The following is an 18844-nucleotide window of genomic DNA, read 5'->3' as shown; positions in this document are numbered from 1 at the left end:
ATTGAATAGGGAGTTAGCATGTCAGAGAAGGAAATTTCACAGGCGGTTATCAGTCGTTTGCCGCGCTATTTCAGATATCTGGGAGATCTCAAGGAGAGGGGGATCGAGAGAATTTCCTCCCAGGAATTAAGCGACATTATGAAGGTCACTGCTTCACAGATCAGGCAGGACTTCAATAATTTTGGCGGATTCGGACAGCAGGGATACGGATATAATGTTGGATATCTCTATGACGAGATAAGCAAGATACTTGGAATAGACAAGCAGCACAGTCTTGTTATCGTGGGTGCTGGTCACCTTGGTAAGGCTCTTGCGGGATATACCAACTTTACCAGAAGAGGATTTGTATTCAAGGGGGCTTTTGACTGCAATCCTGAGCTGTACGGCACAATGATAAGAAATGTCGAGGTTCGTCCCATAGAGGAACTGGAGGACTTCGTACGTAATAACAATATAGAGATAGCTGTACTTACCATACCCAAGGAACAGGCAGTGCCCATGGCACAGAAGCTTGCAGGCTGTGGTATCAAGGCTATATGGAACTTCGCACATGTTGATCTGGAAGTTCCTAACAATATTCAGGTAGAAAATGTACATTTATCTGACAGTTTAATGAAATTATCGTATAATATAAATAGGTACGAGAAAACATTGAACCCATCCCAGAATAAGTGATTCGGGGTGAGACCGGAAAGAGACACTGATGGCTAGAAATGACGAAGTGTACATGTCTGCGCTGGAGGGGAAGAGTATTCCCATTCTGACACTGGATAATAAGTGGCACCAGCTTTTTACACAGACAGAGATGACGCCCGAGATAGAACAGCTCGCGGACGAACTGAATGCACTGGTTGAGCGGGATGGCAAGATCCGTACGGAGACCAAGGATATCAAGAAGCTCAAAAAGAAGCTTCTTGGTGAGATTGTTCCCTTGAGAGATCAGGCCACCAAGGCCGGCAATTCTCCTCAGATAGAGAAGGAGATCCAGGACAGGACCCGTCTTATCAATGAGTGTAATGACAGGCTCGACAGTCATAATGATGAGCTTTTGGATCTTTCCAGAGAGATCTATGATATAGACTATAAGCTTATGATAGAGACCATGAAGGTGTGCTACGAGAGACTTCATGAGAATACGGATTATATCAAGGCTATGGACGAGTGGATCTCCAAGGTGAGAGTCGAACTCAAGAAGAACATCATCAGACTTCAGGAATCGGAGATGGAGAACTACAATCTCTATTCCTACATGCATCAGATCTTTGGACCGGAGGTTATAGAGATTTTTGATATGAAGTATGATCCGGACAGAAGACATCCAATAAGGCGCCCTCTTGCCGGAAATGAAAATGAATATGTAGAATGATAACAGGGCTGCCGTTTTGGCAGCCTTTATGTTTGTAGAAACGCCACAGGGAGGATTCTATGAAATACGCAGTAAGCAGCAGTGAGATGAAGATTTGCGACAGGAATACCTCTGAGTATTTCGGCATTGACAGTGCCATCCTTATGGAAAGAGCTTCACTTAAAATCTGCGACAGGATAGATGACTGGAAAAAGACCAGAAATGCCAACAGGGCTCTGAACTGTCTTGTTTTTTGCGGAGTCGGAAATAATGGAGGGGACGGTGTCTGCACCGCAAGACTTCTTCTTCAGAGAGGTTACCGCGTTCATGTCTGCGTTCTTGGGGACTACACCAGGTGTTCGGAGCTACTGCTGAAGCAGCTTAGGATCCTTGAAAAATATAAGGTCTTCACCGACACTTTTTCCCATATAAGAGACAACAAAAACCTTATTCAATGGGATATCATAGTAGATGCGATGTTCGGAATAGGCTTATCAAGGCCTGTATCCGGAGATTACAAGGAGGCTGTGAGCTTTATCAACCAGCAGAAGGCAGCCCGCAAGAATGATCTTTTTGTGGTATCCGTGGATATGCCCTCCGGAGTCAATGCCGACAATGGCCAGGTATGCCAGGCTGCGGTGAAGGCAGATGCCACCGTGACTTTTAATCAGGTCAAAGTTGGACAGCTTCTTTATCCCGGATGTGAATATACCGGACAGCTCTATGTGGAGGATGCCGGTATAACCGGAGAGAGCTTTTTGGGAAAAGAGCCTGATGCCTTTTACTATGATGAAGATATCAAGAGGCTTATGCCCATAAGAAAGAGTGACTCAAATAAGGGCAGTAACGGCAAGGTGCTTATTATAGCCGGTTCACAGGAGATAAGCGGCGCCTGCGTTCTGAGCGCTACGGCGGCTCTTAGGAGCGGTGCAGGCATGATCAGGGTCTTCACTTCCAGTGCCAATGCCCAGACCATCAAGACTCTTTTGCCGGAAGCAATACTTGATGTCTATGAGGAAGATGATAACTTTTCCTCAAGGCTTGAGAAGGCTTTTGAATGGTCAACCCAGGCCCTTATCGGACCGGGAATCGGTACAGGAAACAGCGGCAAAAAGCTTGTAAGAAATGTTTTAAAGAGCTATGATAAGAATCTTGTCATGGATGCAGATGCTCTTAACATTGTTGCAGAGGACAAAAAGCTTAGAGATCTGGCGGCCAATTACGCCACCGAGGGAAAAAGGCTTATCCTGACGCCTCATCTTGCGGAATTTGCAAGGCTCTATGGCAAAGATGTCAAGGATTGCAAGCTGAATATACTGGATTATCCCAGGAAGCTTTCCAAGCAGCTTCATTGCACAGTGGTCTGCAAGGATGCAAGAACCATAATTGCCGACGGCTACGAGGACAAGATATATATAAATGTCAGCGGCAATGACGGAATGGCAACTGCCGGCAGCGGAGATGTTCTGGCCGGTATCATGGCAGCCTTTGTGGGTGAGAAGCAGAGCAGCTTTGAAGCGGCATGTTTTTCCTGTTATCTGCACGGACTGTGCGGAGATGCGGCGGCAGCCAGACTTGGCAGACATTTCATGGCAGCTTCTGATATTACAAACGAGTTGTCAGGTATTTTAGACTAAGATATAAAGGTGGTTTTTAACATGTTGGAAGAATATTCCAGAGTATATGCAAAGATAGATCTGGGAGCAGTCAGATTCAATCTGGATTCAATGAAGAATAATATTCCTGAAGGCACCAAAATGATGGCGGTCATCAAGACAGATGCCTACGGACACGGAGCTGTTCCCATTGCAGAGATGCTGGAGAAAGTAGATTACATCTGGGGATATGCCACAGCTACAGCTGAGGAAGCCTTTGAACTTCGTGACGCAGGGATAAAAAAGCCTATTCTCATACTGGGATATACATTTCCGTATTCTCACAGGAGAATGCTCCTGCAGGGCATAAGACCCACTGTTTTCAGAGAGGATATGGCAAAAGAGCTCTCGGAATGTGCCAAGGCTATGTTGGAAAGCGGTGAGCTCAAGGAGCCTGCCCCAATCCATATCGCTGTGGATACCGGCATGAGCAGAATAGGCATAACTCCCGATGAGAAGGGAACAGATTTTATCCGCGAGGTGACAGAACTTCCCGGAATCGCTGTAGAGGGTGTGTTTACTCATTTCGCCAGGGCTGATGAAAAGGATCTTTCCAATGTTAAGGAAAGAGAAAAGGTATTTGCTGATTTTGTAGGCAACACTGAAAAGGAGCTTGAGATAAAGATTCCTATCAAGCATTGTGCCAACTCCGCCAGTATAATAGCTGTTCCGGAGTCCAGCATGGACATGGTCAGAGCCGGAGTTACGGTTTACGGAATGTGGCCATCTGAGGAAGTCCCAAAGAACATAATTGACCTTAAGCCCACAATGGAGCTTATAAGTCACATAGTCATGATAAAAGAGGTTCCCGCAGGAACACCTGTCAGCTACGGCGGAACCTTTGTGACGGATAAGACCACCAGGATCGCCACAATACCAGTGGGTTACGGCGACGGCTATCCACGAAGCCTCTCCGGTAAAGGATATGTTCTGATAGACGGAAAACGTGCCAATATTTTAGGCCGTGTCTGCATGGATCAGTTTATGGTGGATGTCACTGATATCCCTGATGTGAAGGAAGGAGATGAAGTAGTCCTTCTTGGCAGGGATAAAAAGAGCGGTGAGGAGATCACCGCAGAATTCCTGGGAGAACTCAGCGGAAGATTCAACTACGAACTTACCTGTGATATCAATAAAAGAGTTCCGAGAATATATGTATAAATTAAAAGCGGCAGATCAATCGAATCTGCCGCTTTTTTTCGCTTTGTCATATTGAACGTTGATCTCCTGAAGAGCAGAGGTGTCACCGTCCATATTGTCGGGATGGTAGAGCTTTACAAGGGATTTATACTTTCGATCAAGACTTTCTCTGGAATTACAGCCGGCGAAGAAATCAAAGGCGGTTGAGCTTTTTACCGGAGGAGGAGACTGACTTTTTTGCCTGTAATCATAGTTGTCTTCATAGGCGTCATACTCGTTATCCTCAAGGAATTCTTCGTCCTCATATCCGTCCTCTAATTCATCCTCATACTCATCATCTTCGTAGTAATCGTCCTCGTAATATTCCTCCTCATCATCTTCATAGAAGGCATCGCGACGGCTTTTTTGCGGATAGGGATCATATTCATCATTGGCGAAGGCATCATGGTGACGGCGAAGCCACTTCTCGTAGGTCTTTTCATCATGCTTTTTGCCTGCCTCCCGAAACAACATAAAATACCTGTTCTGAACCTGCTGAACAAGGGATTTGCCCAGGACTGCCCTGACAACATATATTCCTGCATCAATGCATGCTGCTAAAAAAAGCACCATACCGAAGGATGCAAACACAGAAATACAAAGAAGAACGCTGACCACCGGAAGAAACATAAGTACAGTCAGGATCATCAGAAAGATATATGCCACATTTCCATGATAAATATATACGGTCTCATTCCACCAGCTAAAGAGTTCGGTGAATATTTTGGAAGTGTTGAAGCTGCCGTTTTCCAAAAGCCTGTTGGCTTCCTCCACGCCTTCCTGCGGCAGATATTCGGAAGAAGAGATGCTAAAGGTGCCTGTCAGCAAAAGTACAATGTTTATGATAAAAAGGGCTGCAAAAGCTGTTGCAGTCACCGGAAGCATACAGAAGAACAGCTTCAGGCCATTGAAAAAATGCTTTAAAAACCAGGATATTAAAGAAAAGAACGCCTTTAATGCACCTACAAAAAGTCCCCCCAGTGCATTGGCGGTCATAGTGATAATTGAAACCATTTCACTCCCCGTTTACGTATTATTTTAGATACTCACTTTTTCCATTTTATCCCATGTAATAAGTGCTTGCAAATAGTGACGGGATAATGATAATGTGTATGAGGTTATATCTGTATTTTAGTTAGTTTAATATACATCCGATGGGGAAATTAACATATGAATACTTTTAGAAAGCTTAGGGAGAGATTCTTCTGGCTGTCCTATGTGGCGGCGGTGATTCCCTTTATAAGCGGATTTATCGGATACAGAGTTATAGGTGGCATGGGCTTTTGGGAGACTGTGTATGCCGCTGTGGCACTTTATTTTGTAAATCCCGTGGTGGATACAGAGAATCCCTATATTGTTTTTGCCGAGATCACTTCTGTTATAGTAGTGGCCGGTATCATTTTAAGTGTTGTCAGATATGCCACCAAGAGAGTGGGGCATATGTTTATCAGGTTACATAAGGATGCCACTGTGGTTTATTCGGACAATGAGTGGGGGAAAGAGCTGCTTGGTACCATAAGGCATGGTTACCTGGTGGGGAACACCGAGAGGGCTGAGAGGGTGAACAACCACATTCTTATGTTTTCCGATGATATCAACAATCTGAGTTTTTATACCAAACATGAGAAAAAGCTTAAGAACAAAAATGTCTATATGCTGATGCAGCAGGTGGATTCAACACTTCTCGAGGCTGCCGATGATGAGGAGGCGTCTCTTCATTTCTTTAATATCTATGATCTTCTGGCCAGAACTTACTGGAAGGACAACAATCTCTATGACAAGAGAAAACAGGCTCTGAAGATAGCCATTATCGGCTATGATCAGGTGGGTATTGCCATTTTTAAATACGGCTTTCTTAATAATATTTTTGCCCCGGATCAGAACATCGAGTATCACCTCTGGGGCTGTGATGAGTTTGAAAAGATCTTTGTGAGAAGCCTGGACACCATGAACAATGACAGAATCATTGTGCATGATGGTAACTGGGATGAGGACATAGACATAGTCGCAGGAATGGACAGGATCATCTACACCATCAAGGAGCATACTGTAGAGGCCCTTCAAAGGCTCCTTTATATCAATCCTGAGGCGGAGATCCACTGCTATTCAGAGTTTCTTACGGACTTCAGTGATCTGTATCTTTCAGACAGACTTCTTACCTTCGGAGATATCAAAGAGGTTCTTACAGAGGACAACGTTAAGGGTGAGACACTCTATACCCTGGGCAAACTGTTTAATTACGACTATTGCCTCAGGTATGCCGGAAGGCAGGCTCCCGATAATTTCAGGCAGGAGATGGAGGAAGAGTGGAAGAAGCTCAGCGGCTTTTATATGGACTCCAACGTGGCCAGAGCCGATCATTACTGGATCGAGCAAAAACTGGCAGAGGACGGGGAACTGGCAGAGGACAGCGAGGTGGCCTGGAGGCTGGAGCATATCAGATGGTGCCGTTTCTACTTCATCAACCACTGGACCTATGACAAAGTCAGGGATAATGAGAAGAGACACCATCCCATGCTGGTGGATTATGATGAGATCCCCGTAAGTGAAAGGGAGAAGGATGGCATCTATGATGCCCGCATCAAGGAAGAGATATCACGCCTACTTTTATCAAATGGAAAAATGTGATATAGTTTAATTTGATGTTTTGCGCATTTTTGTTTATATAGTTAACAGGAGGATTTGATTATGGACGAAGGCTTGCCTTCTGTCAGTATTTTCGCTTTTTGTCTGGTTCTTTTAATTGATATTCTTATTCAGGGCTTTACTTCAGCTTTTCTCCGGATAAGTCAGGAGGATGTTGAAAAAAGAGCCGCGGAGCAGAAGGACGGGATCAGCAAAAAGCTGTTGGAACTTCTGAAAAATGATTCATACCACGTAAAGAGCATACAGTTTTTATCTATTGTTTCAAACATGTTCCTTGGTGGTATTGTTACTTATGGCTTCACAGATATGATTTCCGCAGCCATGGGAATAGAACACGGCGAAACCGCATACAGTCTTATCTTTTTCGGAATCGGACTGCTGGTGGCGCTTTTTATCATGTGCTTTGGAGTCATTATTCCCAGGAGACTTGCCAAGGGCAATCCTGAGAAATGGGCTTATTCCTGCTTTTATCCTGTGAGCTTTATGGAGACTCTTTGCATTCCTTTTGTTTATCTGACCAACATGTTGTCAGCCGCTATTTTATACATTTTCGGTGTAAGAGGTGATGACAATCTGTCGGATGTAACTGAGGAAGAAATCAAGTCTATGGTTTCCGAGGGTCAGGAGCAGGGCGTGCTTCAGGAAGCTGAGGCTGATATGATCACCAATATCTTCGAGTTTTCCGACAAGGAGGCTCAGGATATCATGACCAACAGAAACAACATGGTGGCTATCGATGCCAACATGAGCCTTAAAGAAGCCGTGAACTTCATGATGAATACCAATAATTCCAGATTCCCTGTTTATCTTGATGATATCGATCATATCATCGGTATCATGCACATAAGGGACGCCATGAAGAAGCTGTCGGATGAGACAGACGCAGAGCTTCCCATCAGGAAGATAAAAGGCCTTTTGCGTCAGCCGAAGTTTGTTCCGGAAACGAGAAATATCGATTCTCTGTTCCATGGTATGCAGTCCACCAAGACTCAGATGGTCATCATCATCGATGAATACGGCCAGACAGCGGGACTTGTTTCCATGGAGGATATTCTGGAGGAGATCGTAGGTAACATTCTTGATGAGTACGACGAAGATGTGAATTATATCAAGCCCACCAAAAATTCAGGTGAGTATATTGTGGACGGTAAGACCCCTATAGAGGTCCTTGAGAAGAGGTTCGACCTCTCCTTTGGTGAGACCGAGTTCGAAACCCTCAACGGATATATGATATCAAGACTTGACAGGATCCCTGAGGAAGATGTAGACTTTACCGTCAATGTTGAAGGCTATAGTTTCAAGATTCTTTCTGTTAAGAACCACATGGTTCAGGATGTTTTGGTTAACAAGCTTCCTGAGGAGGCGGCAGAAGAGGACCGTGAACTTGCGATAGCAAAATAATTTTTTAATTTATATAAGTGAAAGGAATAGGTTTTATGTCAGGACATTCAAAGTTTGCTAACATCAAGCACAAGAAAGAAAAGAATGATGCGGCAAAGGGTAAGATCTTTACCATTATCGGAAAGGAAATCGCGGTTGCAGTTAAGGAAGGCGGACCAAACCCTGCCAACAACTTCAAACTTGCAACAGTAATCGCTAAGGCTAAGGCTAACAATATGCCTAACGACACCATCGAGCGTGGTATCAAGAAGGCTTCCGGCGCTGACGGAGCAGTAGATTACAAGAGCATTACTTACGAAGGATATGGCCCTGGCGGAACAGCTATCATTGTTGAGGCACTTACAGATAACTCCAACAGAACTGCAGCTAACGTTAAGAGCGCATTTACCAAGGGTAACGGTAACGTTGGTACTCCCGGCTGCGTATCTTACATGTTTGATAACAAGGGACAGATCCTCATCGACAAGGAAGAGTGCAAGATGGCTTCCGATGATCTTATGATGCTTGTTCTCGATGCAGGCGCTGATGATTTCAATGAGGAAGAGGATTCCTACGAGATCCTTACATCTCCTGAGAACTTCCAGCCTGTAGTTGAGGCTCTTGGCAAAGAGGGTATCGAGACAGCTTCTGCAGAAGTTACAATGATCCCTCAGAACTATGTATCTGTTACAGATCCTGAGACTGTTAAGTATCTTACAAGAATTCTCGATCTTCTTGACGAGGATGATGATGTACAGGCTGTTTACCACAACTGGGATGAGCCTGAAGAATAATTTTGAATTATAAGTAAATAAAAACTAACGACGTGGGGGAGTCCTGAAATGAAACTGAGACGCAAGTGGCCGGCAATATGCATCTTCTGTATTTTTCTTCTTTTTGATGTGGTTATGATAGCGAGCTGTAGTTACTTTTCGGGACTTTTTCCGTCTGATAATATCCTGTTATATGTAGGCGGCTTTACGGCGCTTTCGGTACTGATCATGGGGGTACTGACCTTCCTTTTGGGAAGGATTTGTGACATGCTGAATGTGGAAGAATTATCGAAAAAGACCGGATTCAAGGTCCTCTACGGAATTCTCCTCATAGCAGTTATTGCAGCCGGTGTATACTACAGAGCGGATCTTGTTGCCCGAAACACCGGTATTCCCACAGGTAAGATGTCGCTTTATGATAATGCTGTAGTACATGGAGTGAAGATTCTTGAGTCAGACCTGTTATCAATCATTTATTCCAAGCTTCTTGGCTTTGTTCTTTTATTTACCGGGAATAAGATTTTCGTAGCATTTTTCTTTGAGATTTTCCTTTTTACTGTTTTCATTATTTGCGCTTCTTTGGCTGTAAGAATGCTTCTTGGAAAGACAGCCTCATTGGTTTTTGCGGCATATACTTCTTTTATGCCTCTTTTTTCCGACAATACCAGGTTCCTGAAACTTTCGACGGAATACCTGTTTTTAGCTCTTTTTGGAATAGAACTGCTTATCACCGCTTTTTATCTTAAGGGTGTTGCAAAAAAAGCCTATGGATCAGGCCTGTGGGTTATCTGGTATCTGATTGTGGGCGTAGTTATAGGTTTTATGACCTATGTTGATGCAGGAACCTTTATCATGATCCTGCCCCTCCTTTTTGCCGCTCTGTTTATTTATGACAGCGAGCTTAAGGCCGAGATCATCAGACTGTTACTTTTGCTTCTGGGAGCAGTGCTTACCTTTGGTGCAATGATAATCCAGGAAGCCGGTTTTATGCAGGGGGATGTGACCCTTGTAAAATGGACGACCTATTATTTCCACAATCTCAATACCTTCAGCATGTTCTGGACCTATACTGACTACAAGCTGATCTATCTTATCACATTAGTTGTTATGTCCGGAGTGATAGTGGGATTTTGGAGAAACAAGGTGGTTGAGCAGGTTTCACCCTGGCTTTTGTCCCTTATCATCGTATTTGCCACAGTTCCCTTCATGGGAGCCACCAGAATGAATGACCAGATGCTGGTGACTATCTACTATGCATTTATCCTGTCCTGTGTGGCAGCGCTTATTTGCCTTTCTTCTGACAGAGTGCTCAGAAATGCTGAGGACTTTGATGATGAAGAATATGAGGAAGAAGAAACTCTTTCTGCTTCTGAGCAGAGCGGCATAGCTCATGTTGTTGAACCGGATGTGCCTCGCAGACCTGTATATGGGGTTGAATCTGTGGTTGAGGAAGAGCCTGTGACTGAGGAAGAACCCGAGCAGGAGACTGAGCCGGAGCCTGAACCTGAACCGAAGCCTGAGCCCGAGCGTAAGCCTGAGCCTAAACCGGAAACTAAGCCTGAGCCTAAGCCCGAGCTTAAACCGGAACCAAAGCCTGAGCCTAAGCCGGAACCAAAACCCGAGCCCAAACCGGAACCTAAGCCTGCACCTAAGAAGAGCGAACCCAGATATATCCCTGAGGGTATGGTGGTTCCTGTGGATGATGATGACGAGACTCCAAGGGAGAGGGAGCCTCGCATGAAGATGCCCAAGTTTGAAGGTACAATTTCCCTTAACAGGAAAGCAATCAACGACGCTCTCAAGGCTGAAGAGGAAAAGAAGAGGGCGAAGAAGAGAAAGACTTATTCTGAAAGAAAAGATGATTTTGATATTGCCTTTAAAGAGGGCGATGATTTTGATCTTTGATTTTTGACAGAACAAATAAAAACGACGGAAGGAAAATTATAAATGAAGATAGAGGATTTATCAGCTTACGAGATAGTTGAAAAGCGCAGAATTGAAGATCTCAATTCTGACAGCTATATCCTTAGCCATAAAAAGACAAAGGCCAGAGTTGCCCTTTTATCCAATGATGATGAGAACAAGGTGTTCTCCATCGGATTCAGAACTCCTCCCAAGAACTCAACGGGAGTAGCCCATATCATAGAGCATACTGTTCTTTGCGGCTCCAAAGAGTTCCCTATCAAGGACCCTTTTGTAGAACTGGTAAAGGGATCTCTCAATACCTTTTTAAATGCCATGACTTTCCCGGATAAGACGGTTTATCCTATTGCAAGCTGCAATGATACCGATTTTCAGAACCTCATGCATGTCTATCTGGATGCGGTGTTCTATCCGAATATCTATAAAACAGACAAGATCTTCAAGCAGGAAGGCTGGCACTACGAGATGGAGGATGAGAACTCCGACATCACTATCAACGGCGTTGTGTACAATGAGATGAAGGGTGCTTTTTCATCAGCTGAGGATGTGCTCTCAAGAGAGATCCAGTGCTCACTTTTCCCTGACACAACCTATGGTAAAGAGTCCGGCGGAGACCCTGACTTTATTACAGATCTTACCTATGATGAATATCTTGATTTCCACAGGAAATATTATCATCCTTCCAACAGCTATATTTACCTCTATGGAAATATGGATATGGCTGAGAAACTGGATTATATCGACAGAGAGTATCTATCTGCCTTCGATTATCTGAAGGTGGATTCCGACATTCCTATGCAGGCAGCCTTTGAGGCTCCCAAGGAAATCCACAAGCCTTATCCTATCATGCAGGAGGAGAGCCTTGAGAAGAACACTTATCTCTCCTATAACTGCGTTCTGAAGGACACCCTGGACAAAAAGCTCTATGTGGCCTTCGATATTCTGGATTATGCTCTTTGTTCAGCACCGGGAGCTCCTATTAAGAAGGCTCTTATCGAAAAGGGAATCGGCCAGGATGTTTACAGCGAATACGATAACGGCATCAAGCAGCCTGTTTTCTCCATTATTGCCAAGAATGCAGATGCATCCCAGAAGGATGAATTTGTTAATACCATAAGAGAGGTGCTCACCCAGCAGACTACAGACGGTATCGAGAAGAAGTCTCTTCTTGCGGGACTCAATTTTGATGAGTTCAAATACAGAGAAGCGGATTTCGGAAGATATCCAAAGGGACTTCTCTACGGACTTCAGGTTCTTGACAGCTGGCTCTATGACGATGCAAGCCCATGGATCAATGTAGAGGCCAACGAGACCTTCGCTGAACTTAAGAAGGAAGCGCAGGGCCGCTATTTCGAGGACCTTATTCAGAAATACCTTCTTGATAATGATCACAGAACAGTTCTTCTTCTTGAGCCTGAAAGAGGCCTCACAGAGAAAAAGGATGAGGAACTCAGACAGAGCCTCAAGAAATACAAGGAATCTCTTTCTGATCAGGAGATCAAAAAGATCGTAGAGGACACCAGAGCCCTCAAGGAGTATCAGGAAAGCCCCGATGACCCTGAGGACCTTAAGAAGATACCTCTTTTAAGGAGAGAAGATCTTCGTAAAAATGCAGAGCAGTTTATCTATGAGCTCAGAGAGGAAGACGGAGTTAAGATTCTTTTCCATAATGTATTTACCCATGGAATTGATTATGTGAGCTTCCTTTTTGATCTTAAGAATATTGACGCCAGTGACATTCCCTATGCATCTACCCTTAAGAAGGTTCTGGGAATGCTGGATACTGAGAGCTATACCTACGGAGATCTGTATAACGAGATCAACATCCATACCGGAGGAATAGGCGGATCCATCGGAACTTATACCGATTCCTCAGAAGTCACAAGATTTGAGACAGAATTCGAAATAAACGTCAAGGTTCTCCATGAGAATCTTTCCAAGGCCTTTGAGCTGATAAAAGAGATCGTTACAAGCTCCAAGTATTATGATTACAAGAGACTCAGAGAGATAGTTGGGGAGCAATATGCCAGAATGCAGTCTGACCTTGCATCTGCGGGCCATCAGTCTGCTGCGGTAAGAGCTATGTCCTATGTTTCACCTGCCGCAATGATTTCCGACGGTATCAGCGGAATCGGATACTTCAAGCACCTTGAAAAGCTGAACAAGGAGATCGAGACTGATGAGGGAGCCAGGGCTCTTGCGGAAAAGCTTGAGAGTCTTGCAAAGTCAATTTTCAGACCGGAAAATCTTCTTGTGGATATTACCGGAACAGAGGCTGAGTATGTAAACGTTCCACAGGAGAGCAGGAAATTTGCAGAGTCTCTTTTCACCTCTGAATATAATAAGGGAAGCCTTGTACTTGTTCCTGTTAAAAAGAACGAGGCCTTCAAGACTGCCGGACAGGTTCAGTATGTATGCCGCGCCGGTAACTTTGCCTCCAAGGGACTTAAGTACAACGGTACACTCAGGGTTCTCAAGGTCATGATGGGTTATGACTACCTTTGGAGAAACATTCGTGTTCTGGGCGGCGCCTACGGCTGTATGAGCAGCTATGCCAAGAACGGCGACTCTGCTTTTGTGACATACAGAGATCCCAATCTTCAGAACAGTGTTGATGTATTTGAGAAGGCTTCTGAGTATCTGAGGGAATTTGATGCAGATGACAGAGTGGTTCTTCAGTATGTGATCGGAGCCATTTCAGATCTGGATACTCCCAAGACTCCTTCAGGAAAGGGAACCTACGGCTTAACAGCATATCTTTGCAATGCAAAGATGGAAAACATCCAGAGAAACAGAGATGAGCTTCTTGCCACAACCAAGGAGTCCATACGCAAGATGGCTGACTATGTGGATGCCTTCATGGAAGACGGCTGTATCTGCGTTATAGGAACCTCTGAGAAGATTCAGGAAAGCGAATCACTTTTTGACAATATAGGTCAGCTTGTAAATAAATAAAAAATTTTTGTGGGGACTTGCAACATTTTGTCAGTCATAAATGTATACAGTATAGAACGGCACAAATACTATACGTATACAAGGAGGTTATTTGTATTATGAAAATGAAAAAGTGTTTAGGTATTATTGCGGGATCAATTGTTTTTGCTTCAACTATTCTTGCGGGCTGCGGCTCTTCAGACAGCTATTCTACAACTGAAGCCCCGGCTGCTTCAATGAAGGCAGCGGGAAGTAATGCCATGGAGACTGCTGATTATGCAGTTTATGAAGAAGAAGCGGCGTATGATACTGCTGAAGCCGGAGAGGTTGCTGAGGAGACTGTAAAAAACAGCAGAAAACTCATCACAACTATCAATATAGAAGCGGAAACAGAGGATTTTGATAAAGCAAGAAGCCAGGTTGAGAACAAGGTTGGTGAGCTTGGTGGATATATCGAGAGCAGCCGCGTTTACAACGACAGCAAGTCAGCCAATTACACCATCAGAATTCCTGCATCCAAGGCAGACAGCTTCATCGAACTGGTTGAGGGCAATAACAACATAACAAGCAAATCTGTGGATGTTGAGGATATAACTCTTTCATATGCTGATACTGAGAGCAGAAAGAAGGCACTCAGAACGGAAGAAGAAAGACTTCTCAAGATCCTGGAAAGTGCAGAGACAGTAGAAGATCTCATCACAGTTGAGAGCAGACTTTCAGATGTAAGATATCAGATAGAGAGCATTGAGTCACAGCTTCGCACCTATGACAACAAGGTTGACTATACCACAGTTTTCCTTTATCTTGAGCAGGTTGAGAAATTTACTCCTGTTGAGAAGAAGGGCGCCTTTGCCAGAATGGGAGAAGGCTTTGTTGACAGCCTTGTTGCTGTGAAGAATTTCTTCGTTGAGCTCTTTGTCCTTATCGTAATTCATATTCCACAGCTCGTGATCTTTGCAGCATTTGTAACTGTCATTGTTCTTATAGTTAAGAAGGTCGATAAGAAGAACAAGGAAAAGAAAGCAGCTGCTTACGCTCAGTACATGCAGGCTAATCAGTACGCACAGCCTGTTCAGAATGCACCAGCGCAGAATGATTCTGCAGAAGGAAAGAATGAACAATAATTTTAAAACAGGTTTTATAACACTAATAGGACGCCCCAATGTAGGCAAATCCACACTTATGAATCAGATGATAGGGCAGAAGATCGCCATAACATCCAGTAAGCCCCAGACCACAAGGAACAGGATTATGACGGTTTACACTGATGATACCTGCCAGATGATCTTTCTGGATACTCCGGGTATTCATGAGACCAAGAACAAGCTTGGTGAATACATGACCAAGGTTGCCAAGAGTACTCTGGAAGAGGTGGATGTGGTGCTTTGGCTTGTGGAGCCTTCCACATTTATCGGAGCCGGGGAGAAGTCCATAATCGAAGAACTTAAGAGCTGCAAGAAGCCGGTCATTCTTGTTATCAACAAGATTGATACGGTTTCTGAAGACAGCCTCGAGAAATTTGAAAATGCCTACAGGCAGGAGATGGATTTTGCCAGGGTTGTACATGTGGCAGCCCTCAAGAGAAAGAACATAGAAGGCGTTATGGACGCCATCAAAGAGTTCCTGCCTGTGGGACCGCCTTTTTACGATGAAGATACCATAACCGATCAGGCGGAGAGAAATATCGTCTCTGAAATAATAAGGGAAAAGGCTCTCAGACTTCTTCAGGATGAGGTGCCCCACGGAATAGCGGTGACCATCGAGACCATGAGAATGAGAGAGAAGGTCACAGTGGAACCGCCTAAAAAGAAAAAGAGACATCAGCATCCCCCGAAGAAGAGTAAGCTTCTTCAGGAAGAGATTGCAGCTGCTGAGGATCCGGATGATGAGATGATGGAGGATGGTCCTGTGATATTTGACATCCCCGGAAACGAGTCTGCTGATGAGGGCTATGATCCGGAAGGAATCATGGATATCGATGCCACCATCATTTGCGAAAGAGATTCTCATAAGGGAATTGTCATCGGCAAGGGCGGAAGCATGCTTAAGAAGATAGGCTCCTCCGCAAGAAAAGATATAGAAGCTCTTGTGGGCTGTAAGGTTAATCTTCAGCTCTGGGTCAAGGTCAGAAAAGACTGGAGAGATGACAAGACTCAGATGAAGAGCTTTGGATATGATATAAGGAATTTTGACAGATAAGGTTACTTATGGAAGATATAATTACCGTCAGAGGGATTATCATCAAACATTCTCCGGCCGGGGACTACGACTGGGTAGCTACTATATTTACCGCGGAGAGAGGGAAGATAACGGCCTTTGCACGAAGTGCCAGAAAGCCCGGAAACAAGCTTTCCGGAACCGTTGAACCCTTCTGCTTTGGAACTTTCAAACTTTTCGCGGGAAAAAACAGCTATACCATAGTTGAAGCGGACATAGAGAATTATTTTGAGGGCTTTCGCCAGGATTTAGAAGGTGCCTGTTACGGCACCTTTTTTCTTGAGCTTACATCCTATTATACAAGGGAGAACAATGAAGACAGGCAGCTGCTGAATCTTTTGTACTTATCCCTGAGGGCTCTTTTGAATGATAAGCTTCCCAACAGGCTGGTAAAATGCATCTTTGAACTCAGAACCCTTGTGACTGAGGGAGAATATCCCGGGAAACCGCAAAAAATGATGCTCAGTCCTTCGGCTGAGTATGCACTGGATTATATAGCTTCAAGCCCCCTTGAAAAATTGTATACCTTTAATGTGAGCGAGGAAGTATTGGGAGAGCTTGTATCAGTGAGCAATGATTACATAAAAAGGTTTGTGGACAGGCCTATGAAGAGCCTTGAAATGCTAAAAACCTTTGAGTATTGAAAAAGAAATATTATTTGGCTATAATAACTTTGTTTTGGTTATTTAAATATTTTTTTATTGAGGGAATTCGTGAATCATACTGTTAGTACACATTTACAATTAAAAAGCAGAAGGGCGGGGGCCTTGCTTACTGCGTTTTTGATACCATCCATATTGCTTCTGGGCTGCGGCAATAATAATATTTCGACAACAACCCTTAGCATCAGTAAGGATGGAAAAGTCAGAAGCACCATAGTTGAGGATTTTGGGGAGTCCTATTACGACCTGCAGGAACTCAGCGACATGGCTGCCAAAGAAGTTTCTGTGTATAATTCAGAGTATATCAGCGAGAAAGTGTTTTTGGAATCGGCCACAGAGGATGAAGAGTCCAAGGTTGTGACCATGGTTATGAGTTTTAACAGCACTTCGGATTATTCGCATTTTAATCAGGTTTCACTATTCTACGGAACAGTGCAGGAAGCACTGGATAAGGGATACAAGGTTTCGGAAGACCTGGTGGACAAGGACGGTAATATCCTTGGACAGGAAGGTATCAATGAGAACCTTGAGAAACATATAGTTATAACTACCGATAAATCAGATATTGTTACACCTTACAATATTTCTTTTATGACAAAAGGAACACAGCTTAAGAACAAAAAAGAAGCAGCATCTACAGACATCAGCGCAGACTCAGTGCAGTTGCTTCTTTCAAAATAAGAATCAAACAGAGAGAGGATTAGAAGTATGGAGAAATCAGCTAAGACAATGGACAAGATCGTAGCTCTTGCAAAGGCAAGGGGCTTTGTTTATCCGGGATCTGAGATCTACGGCGGTCTTGCCAATACCTGGGACTACGGTAACCTGGGAGTAGAGTTCAAGAACAATGTCAAGAAGGCATGGTGGCAGAAGTTTGTGCAGGAGAACCCTTATAACGTTGGTGTTGACTGCGCTATTCTTATGAACCCTCAGACTTGGGTTGCTTCAGGACATTTAGGCGGATTCTCCGATCCTCTTATGGATTGTAAGGAGTGCCACGAGAGATTCAGAGCAGACAAGATCATTGAGGACTTTGCTGCAGAGAACAATATTACACTTGAGACTTCAGTTGACGGATGGTCTCATGAGGAGATGGAGAACTTCATCAAGGAGCACAGCGTTCCCTGCCCATCCTGCGGTAAGCACAACTTTACAGGTATCAGAGAGTTCAACCTCATGTTCAAGACCTTCCAGGGTGTAACAGAGGATGCCAAGGATACTGTATATCTTCGTCCCGAGACTGCTCAGGGTATTTTCGTTAACTTCAAGAATGTACAGCGTACATCCCGTAAGAAGGTACCTTTCGGAATCTGCCAGATCGGTAAGAGCTTCCGTAACGAGATCACTCCAGGTAACTTCACCTTCCGTACAAGAGAGTTTGAGCAGATGGAGCTTGAGTTCTTCTGCAAGCCAGGAACTCAGACAGAATGGTTTGAGTACTGGAGAAAGACATGCTATGAGTGGCTTCTTTCTCTTGGAATCAAGGAAGAGAATCTTAGACTTCGTGATCATGATCCTGAGGAGCTTTCATTCTACAGCGATCATACAACTGATATTGAGTATGCATTCCCATTCACAGACTGGGGTGAGCTCTGGGGAATCGCTTCAAGAACCAACTACGACCTTACACGTCATCAGGAGACATCAGGCGAGCCTATGGACTACTTTGATGATGAAACTAAGGAGAAATATATCCCTTACGTTGTTGAGCCTTCACTTGGTGCAGACCGTGTAACTCTTGCATTCCTTTGCGAGGCTTATGACGAGGAGAACCTTGGAACCGAGGAAGCTCCCGATATGAGAACAGTGCTTCGTTTCCATCCCGCACTTGCTCCTGTTAAGATCGGTATCCTTCCACTTTCAAAGAAGCTTAACGAAGGTGCTGAGAAGATTTATGCACAGCTTTCCAAGAAGTATAACTGCGAATTCGATGACCGTGGAAACATCGGTAAGAGATATCGTCGTCAGGATGAGATCGGAACTCCTTTCTGCGTAACCTATGACTTTGACTCAGAGACAGACAACAAGGTTACTGTCAGATTCAGAGACAGTATGGAGCAGGAGAGAATTGCCATCGACGAGCTTGATGCATTCTTCGCAGATAAGTTTACTTTCTAATTTTTTTTGGAG

At 44.2% G+C, this 18844-nt stretch carries 15 protein-coding genes; 14 read left to right on the top strand and 1 reads right to left on the bottom strand.

Annotated elements, in window-relative coordinates:
• Positions 1 to 18 precede the first annotated feature (18 nt).
• Genes T359_RS0115560 through alr form a run of 4 tightly spaced genes read left to right on the top strand, consistent with a single transcriptional unit; the run spans position 19 to position 4161 of the window.
• Entirely contained in the window at positions 19 to 675 is a 657-nt protein-coding gene (locus T359_RS0115560) for a redox-sensing transcriptional repressor Rex (RefSeq protein ID WP_026518268.1), read from the top strand.
• Between the two features lie 28 nt (positions 676 to 703).
• Positions 704 to 1366 carry a hypothetical protein gene (locus T359_RS0115555; protein ID WP_026518267.1) on the top strand — a complete coding sequence of 221 codons (663 nt, stop codon included), beginning with the start codon at positions 704 to 706 and terminating at the stop codon, positions 1364 to 1366.
• A gap of 59 nt (positions 1367 to 1425) precedes the next feature.
• Positions 1426 to 2982, top strand: a complete 1557-nt coding sequence (locus T359_RS0115550; RefSeq protein ID WP_026518266.1) for an NAD(P)H-hydrate dehydratase — start codon at positions 1426 to 1428, stop codon at positions 2980 to 2982.
• A gap of 24 nt (positions 2983 to 3006) precedes the next feature.
• Positions 3007 to 4161 (top strand): alanine racemase, encoded by a 1155-nt coding sequence (gene alr / locus T359_RS20715; RefSeq protein WP_035784718.1) that lies wholly within the window; start codon positions 3007 to 3009, stop codon positions 4159 to 4161.
• 15 nt (positions 4162 to 4176) lie between these two features.
• Here alr and T359_RS0115540 read toward each other — a convergent pair whose 3' ends face one another.
• Positions 4177 to 5193 carry a hypothetical protein gene (locus T359_RS0115540; RefSeq protein ID WP_026518265.1) on the bottom strand — a complete coding sequence of 339 codons (1017 nt, stop codon included), beginning with the start codon at positions 5191 to 5193 and terminating at the stop codon, positions 4177 to 4179.
• 156 nt (positions 5194 to 5349) lie between these two features.
• On the opposite strand from T359_RS0115540, the gene T359_RS0115535 reads away from it, so the two are divergent.
• The 10 genes from T359_RS0115535 to T359_RS0115490 all read left to right on the top strand — a co-directional run bounded on the left by T359_RS0115535 (position 5350) and on the right by T359_RS0115490 (position 18832).
• Complete coding sequence (locus T359_RS0115535; RefSeq protein ID WP_026518264.1) at positions 5350 to 6807, top strand: RyR domain-containing protein; 1458 nt, start codon at positions 5350 to 5352, stop codon at positions 6805 to 6807.
• A 60-nt stretch (positions 6808 to 6867) separates the two neighbouring features.
• A complete protein-coding gene (locus tag T359_RS0115530) occupies positions 6868 to 8226 on the top strand; it encodes a hemolysin family protein (RefSeq protein ID WP_026518263.1) in 1359 nt (452 codons plus the stop codon).
• A gap of 35 nt (positions 8227 to 8261) precedes the next feature.
• Positions 8262 to 8999 (top strand): YebC/PmpR family DNA-binding transcriptional regulator, encoded by a 738-nt coding sequence (locus tag T359_RS0115525; protein WP_026518262.1) that lies wholly within the window; start codon positions 8262 to 8264, stop codon positions 8997 to 8999.
• A gap of 48 nt (positions 9000 to 9047) precedes the next feature.
• Positions 9048 to 10883: a hypothetical protein gene (locus T359_RS22860; protein WP_026518261.1), complete on the top strand. Its 1836-nt coding sequence runs from the start codon at positions 9048 to 9050 to the stop codon at positions 10881 to 10883.
• A gap of 42 nt (positions 10884 to 10925) precedes the next feature.
• A complete protein-coding gene (locus T359_RS0115515; RefSeq protein WP_026518260.1) occupies positions 10926 to 13856 on the top strand; it encodes an insulinase family protein in 2931 nt (976 codons plus the stop codon).
• A 98-nt stretch (positions 13857 to 13954) separates the two neighbouring features.
• Positions 13955 to 14959, top strand: a complete 1005-nt coding sequence (locus T359_RS20705; RefSeq protein ID WP_051545527.1) for a DUF4349 domain-containing protein — start codon at positions 13955 to 13957, stop codon at positions 14957 to 14959.
• Positions 14949 to 16034: a GTPase Era gene (era, locus tag T359_RS23090; protein WP_026518259.1), complete on the top strand. Its 1086-nt coding sequence runs from the start codon at positions 14949 to 14951 to the stop codon at positions 16032 to 16034. The genes T359_RS20705 and era overlap by 11 nt, the downstream gene beginning before the upstream one ends.
• Before the next feature lie 8 nt (positions 16035 to 16042).
• A complete protein-coding gene (gene recO / locus T359_RS0115500) occupies positions 16043 to 16696 on the top strand; it encodes a DNA repair protein RecO (RefSeq protein WP_026518258.1) in 654 nt (217 codons plus the stop codon).
• Positions 16697 to 16819: 123 nt separating this feature from the next.
• Positions 16820 to 17395: a hypothetical protein gene (locus T359_RS0115495; RefSeq protein WP_155840146.1), complete on the top strand. Its 576-nt coding sequence runs from the start codon at positions 16820 to 16822 to the stop codon at positions 17393 to 17395.
• A gap of 27 nt (positions 17396 to 17422) precedes the next feature.
• Entirely contained in the window at positions 17423 to 18832 is a 1410-nt protein-coding gene (locus tag T359_RS0115490) for a glycine--tRNA ligase (RefSeq protein WP_026518256.1), read from the top strand.
• Positions 18833 to 18844 lie beyond the last annotated feature (12 nt).

It is taken from the genome of Butyrivibrio sp. MC2021, assembly GCF_000621605.1.
In the GTDB taxonomy this organism is placed as follows: Bacteria; Bacillota; Clostridia; order Lachnospirales; family Lachnospiraceae; genus Butyrivibrio.
The sequence above is the reverse complement of the archived record's forward strand: the minus strand, read 5'-3'. Positions and strand labels throughout refer to the sequence as shown.

Bases quoted from the DNA above. Each gene is read 5' to 3' on its own strand.
- T359_RS0115525 (WP_026518262.1), top strand. From the start codon at position 8,262: ATGTCAGGACATTCAAAGTTTGCTAACATCAAGCACAAGAAAGAAAAG.
- T359_RS22860 (WP_026518261.1), top strand. From the start codon at position 9,048: ATGAAACTGAGACGCAAGTGGCCGGCAATATGCATCTTCTGTATTTTT.
- recO (WP_026518258.1), top strand. From the start codon at position 16,043: ATGGAAGATATAATTACCGTCAGAGGGATTATCATCAAACATTCTCCG.
- T359_RS0115515 (WP_026518260.1), top strand. From the start codon at position 10,926: ATGAAGATAGAGGATTTATCAGCTTACGAGATAGTTGAAAAGCGCAGA.
- T359_RS0115560 (WP_026518268.1), top strand. From the start codon at position 19: ATGTCAGAGAAGGAAATTTCACAGGCGGTTATCAGTCGTTTGCCGCGC.
- T359_RS0115540 (WP_026518265.1), bottom strand. From the start codon at position 5,193: ATGGTTTCAATTATCACTATGACCGCCAATGCACTGGGGGGACTTTTT.
- T359_RS20705 (WP_051545527.1), top strand. From the start codon at position 13,955: ATGAAAATGAAAAAGTGTTTAGGTATTATTGCGGGATCAATTGTTTTT.
- T359_RS0115535 (WP_026518264.1), top strand. From the start codon at position 5,350: ATGAATACTTTTAGAAAGCTTAGGGAGAGATTCTTCTGGCTGTCCTAT.
- T359_RS0115490 (WP_026518256.1), top strand. From the start codon at position 17,423: ATGGAGAAATCAGCTAAGACAATGGACAAGATCGTAGCTCTTGCAAAG.
- era (WP_026518259.1), top strand. From the start codon at position 14,949: ATGAACAATAATTTTAAAACAGGTTTTATAACACTAATAGGACGCCCC.
- T359_RS0115530 (WP_026518263.1), top strand. From the start codon at position 6,868: ATGGACGAAGGCTTGCCTTCTGTCAGTATTTTCGCTTTTTGTCTGGTT.
- T359_RS0115555 (WP_026518267.1), top strand. From the start codon at position 704: ATGGCTAGAAATGACGAAGTGTACATGTCTGCGCTGGAGGGGAAGAGT.
- T359_RS0115550 (WP_026518266.1), top strand. From the start codon at position 1,426: ATGAAATACGCAGTAAGCAGCAGTGAGATGAAGATTTGCGACAGGAAT.